Raw genomic sequence first — 12,483 nt, 5'->3', positions numbered from 1 at the left:
GCATGGCTATGGCTGTGGTTGTAGCTGTGACAGGCAGTGGAGATGGATTGATGAGCCCAACCTATGAAATTCGCAGCGGCACCCTCGCGGGTTTCAACACTCTGGTTCCCCAGTTGGGCGGAATACCTTCGGATTTGCTCGCTGAGGTTGGCCTACCCGCGGATTGTATGCGTCGCCCGGATATCTTGATTCCAATCTCTACTCTGATCGACCTGTTAAACCTGTGTGTGCGTGAGCTGCAATGCAATGACTTTGGCTTGCGGCTGGCGGAGCAGCAGGGCCTGCGTATGCTTGGAGTGTTGGGTAAGTTGGTGCTCAAAGAGAAAGACCTGGATGCCGCGCTGAGTGCCAGCCACCGCTACATGGTATTACACAACCAGGCTGATCACTGGCGAATAATTGAGCGCGATAGCAGACTCTACGCTTATCGCATTAGCCATTATGAAGGGCTTGGAGTTACTGAGCAGTACAGCGAGCTGGCCTTGGGCGCCGCCTGCAGGCTATTTAGGGAGTTGGCTGGAGCGGATATTCGCCCGCGCCAAGTGCATTTTTGCCATGTACCGGTTTCTTCACTCCAGCGTTACCGTGAGTACTTTGAAGCTGAGGTATTTTTTGCCCAGGAATATGATTGTCTCGTGTTTGATGCTGAAGTGTTAGAAAGGCCTTTGAATGCGGCTAGTGAGGGATTGATGCAATATTTTGAGGAATTTACCCAGTTGCTCATTCAGGGGCAAAGGGGGGATATAGCGAGTCAAGTGCGAACGCTGATCTTGCAGACATTGGGGGCCCAACAGCATAACCTGGCACAGGTTGCCCAACTGGTGGATACCCCTGTTCGAACTTTGCAGCGCCATTTACGTGCTGCCGGCACCTCTTTCAAGCAGCTTTTACAAGAAGCGCGCATGGAAACGGCTCGATGGCATTTACGGTCCTCAAATATTGATATTGCTCTACTGTCGGCGAGCCTTGGTTATACCGATACCAGTGCCTTCTCCAAAGCTTTTCGCACTGTGCATGGGAACTCCCCCTTACAATGGCGCAAGCTACAACATTGATTTTTACTTCTAGGTTTTTCAAAGGGTATTTACCCGGCAGTGTCCCGCCTCATTTCAGTATCCTATTTTGTCCTTCCCTTTTTGCCTCATAAATACTGGCAGGCTATGCTGGGCACCTGTTGATTGAAACAACGACTAGTAAGGAATAACACCATGGGTGCAGAGACGATTCGCTGTAAAGCTGCTGTGGCCTGGAAAGCGGGCGAGCCGCTTTCTATCGAGGAAGTTGAGGTGATGCCGCCGCAAAAAGGCGAGGTACGTATCAAGCTGACGGCTACCGGGGTCTGCCATACCGATGCTTTCACACTTTCGGGGGAGGATCCTGAGGGTGTCTTCCCTGCGATCCTTGGCCATGAGGGAGCGGGTGTTGTGGAGTCGGTGGGTGAAGGAGTTACCGGCTTAACGGTTGGGGATCATGTTATCCCGCTATATACCCCCGAGTGTGGCGAATGTAAGTTTTGTTTGTCTGGCAAAACGAACCTCTGCCAAAAAATTCGAGCAACCCAAGGTAAGGGTTTGATGCCGGATGGCACCACGCGTTTTTCGATCAATGGAAAGCCCATCTATCACTATATGGGCACCTCCACTTTTTCTGAGTATACGGTATTACCGGAAATCTCCCTGGCGAAAATTAATCCCGAGGCGCCGCTTGAGGAAGTTTGTCTTCTTGGTTGTGGTGTCACTACGGGGATGGGAGCGGTGATGAATACCGCTAAGGTAGAAGCGGGTTCAACCGTGGCAATCTTTGGCTTGGGTGGAATTGGCCTATCGGCAATTATCGGGGCCAAGATGGCGGGTGCTGAACGTATTATTGGCATTGATATCAATGAAGATAAATTTGCCCTGGCAAAAAAACTCGGTGCGACAGAGTGTATTAACCCCAAAAATTATGAACAACCCATCCAGGAAGTCATTGTCGACCTTACCGATGGTGGAGTGGATTACTCCTTCGAATGTATTGGTAATGTAAATACTATGCGGTCTGCGCTGGAGTGCTGCCACAAAGGTTGGGGCGAGTCTGTAATTATTGGCGTTGCCGGTGCGGGTCAGGAAATCAGCACGCGCCCCTTCCAGTTGGTTACTGGTAGGGTGTGGCGCGGCACTGCATTTGGAGGAGTGAAAGGTCGCTCTGAACTTCCGGATTATGTCGAGCGCTATCTGGCCGGGGAATTTAAGTTGGATGACTTTATTACCCACACGATGCCCTTGGATAATATTAATGAGGCCTTTGATTTGATGCACAAAGGCAAGAGTATTCGCAGCGTCATTCATTACGAAAACGTTTGAGTGGGATAACCTATGTCAATTGAGCTTGTCAGTAGCACCAGATCGTTTGATGGGTTACAACAAGAATACCGGCACCGCTCCGCTGTGTTGAATTGCACTATGCAGTTTTCTATTTTTTTGCCTCAGGGTACAGACAGCGAAGAAGGGCATCGCTATCCGGTGCTTTATTGGTTATCGGGCCTGACTTGCACCGATGCTAATTTTAGCCAGAAAGCGGGCGCCCAGCGTATGGCTGCAGAGCTGGGTATTGTGCTGGTCATACCAGATACCAGCCCTCGTGGAGAGGATGTTGCCGATGATCCCTCCTACGACCTTGGCCAGGGAGCAGGGTTCTATGTGAATGCCACTCAAGAACCCTGGAAGCAGCACTACCGTATGTATGACTACATAGCGGCTGAATTACCGGCGCTAATTGAAGGGCATTTTCCGGTAAGTAAGAAGCGCGCCATCAGTGGTCATTCCATGGGAGGTCATGGCGCCCTGGTTATTGGCTTGCGTAACCCTGAGCGATATACCTCAGTTTCAGCATTTAGTCCGATCTGTAATCCGATCGCTTGCCCCTGGGGAGAGAAAGCGTTTGGTGCATATCTGGGCGCGGATACAACCTGCTGGGAAGGTTACGATGCGAGTGTTTTAGTAGGGCGAGCGACAACGCACCTCCCGATACTGGTCTCCCAAGGCGATGAAGATCAATTCCTTGAGCAGCAGTTACGACCCGAGGCCCTGCAAATGGCCGCCGAAGCTTGTAGTTATCCTCTGCGACTGGAGCACCATGCTGGATATGATCATAGCTACTTCTTTATCGCCTCATTTATTGAGGAGCACCTGCGTTTCCATGCGGATTACCTCTTGAGTAACGATAAAATTCCTGCCTAAAGCTGCTGTCATATCGTTTAGAGCTGCGCTGCAACCGGGCACTTTATAATTGCCCGGTTGTAATACATGAGCTTTTTATCGAGCTTATCTGGGTGTCTTTCACCTATCTGATTGAGCGGCAACTGCACGACATTCACCGTGAATCTCTGCCCGGCCTTTCTCGAAAGTCTGTTCAATCAGGAACCAGCCGTTAGAACAGAATCCATTTTCATTTGTGAGGAGTTCCACCCTCGCCATTGCCATTTTCTTAATATCGCCTGAGTTTGATTGACTGTGGCCAGGTTTACCAGAGCTGGGTTTGCCCCTTGCTGGCTTACCCTTACCGCCCATTCCGGGGCCACCGTTATGTTTACTGCCGTGGCTTCCATCGTCATGGGGCGCTGCCCCCAGGCTTGCCTTATATACAAAGCGTTTGTGTCCTAGTTCAGTGATGTTAGCAACAAAAGATTCGTTAGTGGGAACCTTAGGCGTGGAGCTACAGCCGAAGATGAGCAGGGAAGCTCCCATAGTAGAGAAGAGGTTAGCCTTCATTGTTGTTATCCTGTGAGTCATTCGTTTCCAGTATGACCTTTGCCCTGTACTAACGTCGGTTAAGCAGAGTAAACAATTGTTAAGGTCAATCAATTCAACAAGGTGTTTCTTTCTTAGGGGCCTTTACCGGATATTTTCTTCTTACCTAAATAAGTTACTCTTGAAATCTGTGTTTTTATATATGCGTAGAGGTCTACCCAGATTATTTTTACTCTAATCTATGGCTTGATAATGGGATAAGGGCCTAAAGAATAAAATAATTTTATAGTTCTATGACGATTTATAGAGGAGAAATAGAGAGCAGATTTTCGGGTTTGATTTTAGGGTGCACAGTGTCTCCTCGGCAGCTGGAGAGGCCTATTTTTCTGACGCGCTAGGAAATTGTCCTCGGTTACAAAGACCTGTAGAAAAGTTATAATCTGACAACAAAGTGTGGCACAAGCATATAAAAATGCTTTTTTCAACGAATTCGCCCTGGTATTGGTCGGCGGCGGCAATACGTCCTTGTATTGTCTCACTTATCTACTGTGATTTACGGTGAGGAACTATAGTTTTCCTAGGCGCAATAAAGTTTTATCAGGCTCGTCGTCTCTGAAAAGAAAGCAATCCGACAGCAGTCAGCGTTTTTAATACTGAGGTCCAAGCACTCATATTTGGTTTCGTTGGCTTTCCTTTGCCAATAAGGGCCAGCTGTTGTTCGTACCAAGTGACATCCAGCATAGCCATAAAATCCAGTCTGGGAATACCTGTGGTGAGCTTTTTCAATGTTATCTTATGGTTGCCATCCGATAACAGTTTGTGCGATAGCCGTGGGTCAATCGCTAATGGGCGGGCTAGGCCGATCATATCCACGGCATTTGATACAAGGGCGGCCTCCATGGCAGCTGCGGAACGGAAGCCACCGGTGACTACGACAGGAATTTGCAACTGTGCACGTGCCTTTTCTGCATAATCGATAAAATAGGCCTCTCGCTTGATAGTGCTTTCTTTCACATTGGCACCAACCATACTTGGGTTTTCATAATTGCCGCCGGAGATTTCAATTAAGTTAATACCTTCATCCTGCAGGGCTTTCAGAACCTGCATGGATTCCTCTTCACTGAACCCACCTTTTTGAAAATCTGCTGAATTGAGTTTTACGCCTACCGGAAAATCTTCACCAACCGCTTCGCGAATAGCGCTATACACCTCGCGTAAAAATCGTAAGCGATTTTCTAAGGTACCTCCCCACTGATCATTTCGCCGATTGTGGTGAGGGGATAGAAACTGATTGATCAGATAACCATGAGCAGCATGTATCTGAATCCCAGTAAATCCAAGTTCTTTCGCCTGTGCTGCGGCCCAGGCAAATTTTTTAATGATAATTACTATTTCATTTTCAGTGAGTTCTCTCGGGCGGTTGAACGTTTTCTCTAAGCCATTAGCCAATGGAATTGCAGAAGGTGCGACGGGTTCGGTACTTAAAAAGTTGGGTGTTTGCTTGCCTGGATGATTTAATTGCATCCAGATTTGTGTACCGTTTTGGCGCCCAGTTTGGGCCCATTTCCGGAACAGGGAAAGGTCCGACTTCTCGTCTAATACCACATTCCGCGGCTCACCCAGAGCTGTTCGATCAACCATGACGTTGCCGGTGACCAGTAAACCTGTGCCTCCTTCTGACCATGTGCGATATAAGTTTATCAGCTCCTCGGTGGGGGCATGATTGGGATCCGCTAATTGCTCACTCATAGCAGATTTAAACAAGCGGTTTTTCACACTGGTTCCCGGCAGAATACTCAGTGGACGAGCGAGAGGTGTAGCTCGATCGGTGTTTTTTAAGGCGTTGATACTATTTTTCAAAATGAATGTCCTGCCTGTAAGTTTTAATACTGGCCAGTGTTTGTTCCCCTTGTTGCGTCACCAAGGTGCTAAAAAACGTCCGTAGCTGTCTGAGTAAATCATTGGGATCACCGGATACCTGGTATTGCAGAATACTGCCCTGCCAAACGCTATAACACAGTGTCGCAAGGTTATCGGCGGGGACGTCACTGCGTAGATCTCCTTGATCTTGTGCCAAATGTAATATCGACTGAAGATTTTCCAGCCACCTGTGCTCTACAGACTCAATGGCTTCACGGCAAAGAGGACTGGCCTGGGCTACCTCGGCCGACATCGCGCCGAGTAGACAGGCACAAGACTGACCAACTTTTACTTTGTTTTGAATACGGTTATGAAAGCAGCACCAGAGCTGGATCAAGCCAGGTGCCTGATTGAGGTTTATTATCGTCTGCGCTAGTTCCGCATCAATCTGCTGGCCGTAGCGGTGAATAATGCTGGCTACGAAGGCCTCTTTACTGGGGAAATAGTTGTAGAACGAACCTTTGGGTACACCTACTGCATCCAAGACCTGCTTGATACCAGTGCCGTGATATCCCTGGCTGGTCAGCATCGCGGTGCCTGCTTCTAACAGTGCTTCTTTGGTGTTTTCGCTTTTACGTGGTCGAGCCATGAATATTAGACCGGTCGTATATTAATTGGTGGTCAATATATGACCGATCGTCTTGGAATGCAAGAGGGAGTGTTTTGTTTTGGTATTTTCTAGGCTAGGGATCAGGAAAAGGTTGCTAATATGGGGAGATTGGCCCCGACGGCCTATTAATCATTGGCCACACACAATAGTTTACTGAAATCGAAAATACTCTTTCAGAATAAAATTTATTCAGGGATTTTGAATCAATATAAAGCTTTTTGTGCTCTTTAATTGGTTATTTTTGGTTTAAATTACCTGCTTTGGCAGGGGCGCTACTCTTTTCATCGCCGCATACTGAGATGGTTCCTCTATCAACTTGCCTGCTCCGACTATAGAGTCTCCCACAGAGTTAGATAAGTAAATGGATCGATTGTGATTGAGTTCGCGGTGGAAACTGGGAAGGGCTGCGACCTGGATATCTTTGGCGGCAAATTGTTATGGAAGGAGGTGAGAACTGTTTTAATAGAAGAAGTAGGTTGGTTCTTCTTATTGATTTTGTTTCGCCAAAAGCCAGCCCCAAGATTGTCTTCAGGCACTGCGAATATCGATGATGCAGAGTAAATGACGGTAAAGTAAAACAATTGCAGAAGGTTTGATTGTCACTCTGTTAAATTCAGAAAGAGAGCTTGATGCCCTCCGTTATCTGGAGATTACATTGTAGAATTCAAGGACTTTGTTGCTTGCAGAGAAAGTGGTTTAACGCCTTTCTTAACGCAGATTTGCGCCTAGCATAAAACACTAAAACAAAGAGCCCTTCTATGAAAAGAAAACTGCTTGCCCTACTTAGCTGTACAACCTTTGCGGGACTCTGTTCCGCGGATACGTTGACTATTGAGCGAATATTCTCCGATCCGGCCCTTGGAGGCACAGCGCCACGTGCCCTTGAGTACTCTCCCGATGGTAGTCGGGTAACTTTTCTGAAGGGGCGTGATGAAGACTATAACCGTTACGATTTGTGGGAATATAACATTGCCGATAAAGAGTCCCGTATCCTGGTGAATTCCGATAGCCTGCACAGTGGTCATGAGGAATTGTCCGATGAAGAAAAAGCCCGACGCGAGCGCCAGCGAATTTATGGCAGTGGCATTATGGAATACAGCTGGTCGGAAGATGGTAAGTCCCTGTTATTTCCGTTAGCTGGAGATGTTTATTACTACGGCCTGGATAGTAAATCCGCGCGGCGCTTAACTGAAACTGAAACTTTCGAAACCGATGTGCGGGTTTCCCCTAAAGGGCGTTATGTTTCTTTTATTCGCGACCAGGATATTTTTGTTGTTGACCTAAAAAATGGTAAAGAGCGTGCATTAACCAGTGATGGCCACGGGCCTATTAAAAATGGTATGGCCGAATTTGTTGCTCAGGAAGAGATGGGGCGCATGAGCGGATACTGGTGGTCACCAGATGACCGTCATATCGCCTTTCTGCAGGTGGATGAGTCTCCGGTGGATAAGGTGACTCGCAGTGAAATCTATGCTGATCGCATTGACCTGATTCAGCAACGCTATCCCGCCGCAGGGAGAGCGAATGTAAAAATTCAGCTGGGCATTCTGAATGTAGAAACCGGTAAATCCCGCTGGGTAAGCCTTGGTAATGAGCAGGATATTTATATTCCTCGCGTGCAGTGGGCGCGCGATAATCTACTGACTTATCAATGGCAGTCCCGCAATCAACAGAAGTTGCAATTGCGTGCTTTTGATCTGAAGACGAACACTGGTAATACCCTGTTGATTGAGTCCAGTGATACCTGGGTAAATTTGAGTGATGATCTTCATTTCTTGGAGAATAAAGATCAATTTATCTGGTCTTCAGAGAGAGATGGTTTTAAACATCTCTATCTCTATGATCTAAGTGGTAAATTGTTGAATCAGATCACTCAGGGTGACTGGGTAGTGGATGAAGTTGAAGCGATTGATGAGAATCAGGGCCTGGTGTATTTCACCGGGCGTAAAGATACTGTGATAGAGCGACATTTGTATCGAGCGCCATTCAATGGGGATGGAAAGATACAACGTATCTCTAGCAAGAAGGGAATGCATGATATTGAGTTTTCCCAAGATGCCTCGGGTTATATCGATAAATTTTCCAGTGTAAATACCCCGCCTCAAGTAAGCTTGCATAATGCCAGTGGCGAACTAACGACCTGGCTGGAAGAAAATGCGGTTATTAATGGGCACCCTTTACACCCTTACAAAGCTGGTTGGATTACTCCTGAGTTCGGTACCATTGAATCCCCTCTGGGGCATCAGCTTAATTATCGACTTTATAAGCCAGCTAATTTTGATGCATCAAAGCGTTACCCGGTTATGGTTTATGTCTATGGTGGACCCCATGTTCAGGTAGTTACCAATAGCTGGGATAAAGCCTTTAACCAGTTTATGGCCCAGCAAGGGTATGTCGTTTTTTCTCTGGATAATCGAGGTTCTGCTAACCGCGGAACGACTTTTGAGAACCCCATTTTTAAAAATATGGGTAGCCCTGAAGTTGAAGATCAGGTTACTGGAGTGAAATTCTTGCGCACACTACCTTTTGTTGATAGTGAGAATATTGGTATCTTTGGGCACAGTTATGGGGGCTATATGGCTCTTATGAGTATGTTTAAAGCGGGTGACTATTTTAAGGCAGGTGTATCCGGTGCTCCTGTTACCGATTGGTCCCTTTATGATACCCATTATACTGAGCGTTATATGGGGAACCCCGATACCGATGCGGATGCCTATCAGGCTTCATCAGTTTTTCCGTACACTGAGGGACTTAAGGGCTCCCTGTTGATTTATCACGGTATGGCGGATGATAATGTCTTGTTTACTAACACCACCCGACTGATCAAACAGCTACAGGATAATGGCCAGCAGTTTGAATTGATGACCTACCCGGGCAAGAAGCATAGTTTGCGCGGTAAACAAACTCGGATTCACCAGTACAGAATGATCAGAGATTTCTTTGATCGACATTTACGTTAAGACAGCTAATTTTAGTTATATTATTTTCTGTATATCAGGACCCCAGGCAAATAAAGCTTGGGGTTTGATCAGTGAAGTACTGATATCATCCTTATCCCTTCTACATTTTTTGTACCAAGTCTCCAATCATCCCAAGAACATCTCTATTTGTCTCATATGGTGTTCAATTATTTTTGGTGATTGATATTTTCTGTTTACTTTCTTTCTCATGGATTATGTTGTTTGAGGAAATTGGGAGTGCAAATAATCTACTAAGTGATTTTTGGTGGATCTGTTCAGGAATATATTGGGTTAGGGTGAATTATGTTGAATAGAATTGGTGGTAGATTTATTGTATTAGCTGCATTAATAAGTTTTTTTGGATGTGCTGGTGTTGGAACTGAAAAAGAGATGCCGTCACAGGAAGTAAGTCGCGAAATGGTGGGAGTTGAAGCAGGACTACTATCTGCTTATATGCAGGACCAATCCCTATTGACTCTAGTTGATGCGCGAACAGTGGGGGAATTTGAGGCTGGACATGTAAACGGTGCAATTAATGTCCCTCTAGGTGATTTCGATGAAATGAGAGAGCATTTAACAATAGGTCTTGACGAGATGGTATTGGTTTACTGCAAAAGTGGCACACGGGCAAAAAGATTGGCAAATAAATTATTTGCAGTCGGCTATAAGGATGTCAGAGTTATATCATCGCACCAGTTGAAATTTATTGAAGGAGAAATAATTTTTGCAAACTTGGATTAAAGTTTGATGTGGCTAAAAGAGACAAGGTAAACCGGCTGATATGCTGGTTTACCTTGAAGTAATTATCGTAAGAACCATTTACTGACTAGCTGTGTCAAAACGATCCAGATTCATTACCTTAGTCCAGGCTTTAGAAAAATCCTGCACGAATTTCTGCTGAGAGTTATTGAAGGCATAGACCTCAGCGACTGCTCTGAGCTCGGAGTTGGAGCCAAAGATTAGATCTACAGGGGTTGCCGTCCACTTTACCTTACCGGTTTTGCGGTCGCTACCCTCATAAACCCCCTCTGCTTTATCGGATTTTTTCCATATTGTGGACATGTCTAGTAAGTTGACAAAAAAGTCGTTAGTGAGTATTCCTGGTTTATCGGTAAAGACGCCGTTTTTCGATCCATCAGTATTGGCGTTCAGCGCGCGCATACCGCCAATCAAAACCGTCATTTCCGGTACAGTGAGGGTCAACAGGCTGGCGCGGTCCACCAGCATCTCGGTGGGTGTACGGCTATTATTACTGCTGAAATAATTGCGAAAGCCGTCGGCTGTGGGCTCAAGCATGGCGATGGAATTAACATCAGTCTGTTGCTGGCTTGCATCGGTACGACCGGGCTTGAAAGAAACGCTGATCTTTTGCCCCCCATCCGCAGCTGCTTTCTCAACAGCGGCAGTGCCACCGAGAACAATAAGGTCGGCGAGAGAGACTTTCTTACCCCCAGATTGGGCATTGTTAAACTCTTGCTGAATTTTTTCTAGCTGTGCTAGAACCTTGGCAAGTTCCTCTGGGTCATTGACTGGCCATTGTTTCTGGGGATCCAGCCGTATACGTGCGCCATTTGCTCCTCCACGCATATCTGAGCCGCGAAAAGTCGAAGCAGAGCCCCAGGCCGTTCTTACCAGCTCAGGCACGGTAAGGCCAGAGGAGAGGATTTTCGTTTTAAGTTGGCCGACATCATTGTCATCTATTAGAGGGTGATCAACTTTTGGTACTGGGTCTTGCCAGATCAGATCTTCTTCGGGAACTTCCACACCCAGATAACGCGCTTGTGGGCCCATATCGCGGTGAGTCAGCTTGAACCATGCCTTGGCGAAAGCGCGTTTAAATTCCTCAGGATTTTCCTGAAAGCGCTTGGCAATTTCCCGGTAACTGGGATCAAACTTTAAAGATAAATCGGTGGTAAACATGATTGGTGCATGCCGCTTGTTTTTATCAAAAGCGTCTGGCACCAAGTTGGCCGCAGCTTGATCATCGGGGATCCACTGTACTGCACCAGCGGGGCTCTTGGTTTTTACCCAGTTAAACTTGAATAAATTATCCAAGTATTGTTGGCTCCAGTTAATAGGAAGGGCCGACCAAGCCCCTTCAAGCCCAGAGGTCATTGTGTCATCGGCATTACCCTTACCACACTTGTTTTTCCAGCCCAGTCCCTGTTGCTCAATTGGGGCTGCTGCCGGTTCTGGGCCTAAGCAATCGGCTTTTACCGCGCCATGAGCCTTGCCAAAAGTATGGCCACCAGCGATCAGAGCAACCGTTTCTTCATCGTTCATGGCCATACGGGCAAAGGTTTCACGAATGTCGATAGCCGCAGCCTTGGGATCAGGATTACCGTTAGGACCCTCTGGGTTTACATAAATCAATCCCATCTGAACGGCCGCCAGTGGTCTTTCTAACTGGCGATTACCGGTGTAGCGCTCATCGGCCAGCATCTTTGTTTCCGGGCCCCAATAAACCAGATCTGGCTCCCAGTCGTCTATACGGCCACCGGCAAAGCCGTAGGTCTCAAATCCCATGGATTCAAGAGCAACGTTGCCAGTGAGCACCATTAGGTCAGCCCATGATAGATTGGCGCCGTATTTCTGCTTGATAGGCCACAGCAGGCGCCGTGCTTTATCTAGATTGGCATTATCTGGCCAACTATTCAGAGGGTCGAATCGCTGCTGCCCCCCCCCTGCGCCTCCGCGTCCGTCGTTAACCCGGTATGTACCTGCGCTGTGCCAGGCCATTCGGATCATAAAGGGGCCATAATGCCCATAATCCGCAGGCCACCACTCCTGGGAAGTTTTTAACAGCGTTTCAATGTCACTCTTTACTGCTTTGAGATCCAGTGTTTTAAAAGCCTCGGCATAATTAAAGTTTCCTCCCATGGGGTTAGACTTTGGGGAGTGTTGCCGCAAGGGGCGCAGATCCAGCTGGTTGGGCCACCAGAATTGGTTTGATTTAGGTTGGAAGTCCTTTGGGCCCTGGCGGGTGACGGGATCGGTCACTACCTCCTCCTCAGCAGAATACGTATTTGACGCCAATAATGACAGTGTGATGAAAAGAGCGGTACCAAGTGAAGCTCTATAGAATCGCATTGCAATCATCTCCATACGATAAGGAATGCAGATTACAGCTTTTTAATTTGGTCTTTCTTACGAATTTAAAGAGGTATATAGCCTATATTGGCGACGTAATTTTTGCGAGCTTTGTCGGACCAAGCAGCTGAGAAAGAGTTTTATTTCCAGTGGATGATAAATAAATAATATTGGC

10 protein-coding genes are annotated in these 12,483 nt (G+C 47.0%); 6 read left to right on the top strand and 4 right to left on the bottom strand.

The features are described 5' to 3' along the window. Positions 1 to 8: 8 nt before the first annotated feature. From ACJJIO_RS06600 to fghA, 3 genes are all read left to right on the top strand, one after another. A complete protein-coding gene (locus tag ACJJIO_RS06600) occupies positions 9 to 1,055 on the top strand; it encodes an AraC family transcriptional regulator (RefSeq protein ID WP_444903164.1) in 1,047 nt (348 codons plus the stop codon). 153 nt (positions 1,056 to 1,208) lie between these two features. Continuing rightward, entirely contained in the window at positions 1,209 to 2,342 is a 1,134-nt protein-coding gene (locus ACJJIO_RS06595) for an S-(hydroxymethyl)glutathione dehydrogenase/class III alcohol dehydrogenase (protein WP_444903163.1), read from the top strand. Positions 2,343 to 2,354: 12 nt separating this feature from the next. Beyond that, entirely contained in the window at positions 2,355 to 3,218 is an 864-nt protein-coding gene (fghA, locus tag ACJJIO_RS06590) for an S-formylglutathione hydrolase (protein ID WP_444887199.1), read from the top strand. A 99-nt stretch (positions 3,219 to 3,317) separates the two neighbouring features. Here fghA and ACJJIO_RS06585 read toward each other — a convergent pair whose 3' ends face one another. From ACJJIO_RS06585 to ACJJIO_RS06575, 3 genes are all read right to left on the bottom strand, one after another. After that, entirely contained in the window at positions 3,318 to 3,749 is a 432-nt protein-coding gene (locus ACJJIO_RS06585; protein WP_444910516.1) for a hypothetical protein, read from the bottom strand. A 576-nt stretch (positions 3,750 to 4,325) separates the two neighbouring features. After that, on the bottom strand, positions 4,326 to 5,588 hold the full coding sequence (locus ACJJIO_RS06580) for an NADH:flavin oxidoreductase/NADH oxidase family protein (protein ID WP_444910515.1): 1,263 nt from the start codon (positions 5,586 to 5,588) through the stop codon (positions 4,326 to 4,328). Continuing rightward, positions 5,578 to 6,237 (bottom strand): TetR/AcrR family transcriptional regulator, encoded by a 660-nt coding sequence (locus ACJJIO_RS06575; RefSeq protein ID WP_444910514.1) that lies wholly within the window; start codon positions 6,235 to 6,237, stop codon positions 5,578 to 5,580. The genes ACJJIO_RS06580 and ACJJIO_RS06575 overlap by 11 nt, the downstream gene beginning before the upstream one ends. Positions 6,238 to 6,630: 393 nt before the next feature. Here ACJJIO_RS06575 and ACJJIO_RS06570 point away from each other — a divergent pair, with 393 nt between their 5' ends. The 3 genes from ACJJIO_RS06570 to ACJJIO_RS06560 all read left to right on the top strand — a co-directional run bounded on the left by ACJJIO_RS06570 (position 6,631) and on the right by ACJJIO_RS06560 (position 9,959). Further along, positions 6,631 to 6,819 carry a hypothetical protein gene (locus ACJJIO_RS06570; protein WP_444910513.1) on the top strand — a complete coding sequence of 63 codons (189 nt, stop codon included), beginning with the start codon at positions 6,631 to 6,633 and terminating at the stop codon, positions 6,817 to 6,819. 197 nt (positions 6,820 to 7,016) lie between these two features. Next, complete coding sequence (locus tag ACJJIO_RS06565) at positions 7,017 to 9,218, top strand: S9 family peptidase (RefSeq protein ID WP_444910512.1); 2,202 nt, start codon at positions 7,017 to 7,019, stop codon at positions 9,216 to 9,218. Between the two features lie 303 nt (positions 9,219 to 9,521). Next, complete coding sequence (locus tag ACJJIO_RS06560; RefSeq protein WP_444910511.1) at positions 9,522 to 9,959, top strand: rhodanese-like domain-containing protein; 438 nt, start codon at positions 9,522 to 9,524, stop codon at positions 9,957 to 9,959. A 78-nt stretch (positions 9,960 to 10,037) separates the two neighbouring features. On the opposite strand, the gene katG is transcribed toward ACJJIO_RS06560, so the two are convergent. Next, on the bottom strand, positions 10,038 to 12,308 hold the full coding sequence (katG, locus tag ACJJIO_RS06555; protein ID WP_444910510.1) for a catalase/peroxidase HPI: 2,271 nt from the start codon (positions 12,306 to 12,308) through the stop codon (positions 10,038 to 10,040). Positions 12,309 to 12,483 lie beyond the last annotated feature (175 nt).

The sequence above is a fragment of the Microbulbifer mixtoriginis (SeqCode) genome, assembly GCF_052467235.1.
Note: the sequence above shows the minus strand (reverse complement) of the source record. Positions and strands in the feature narration are given on the sequence as shown.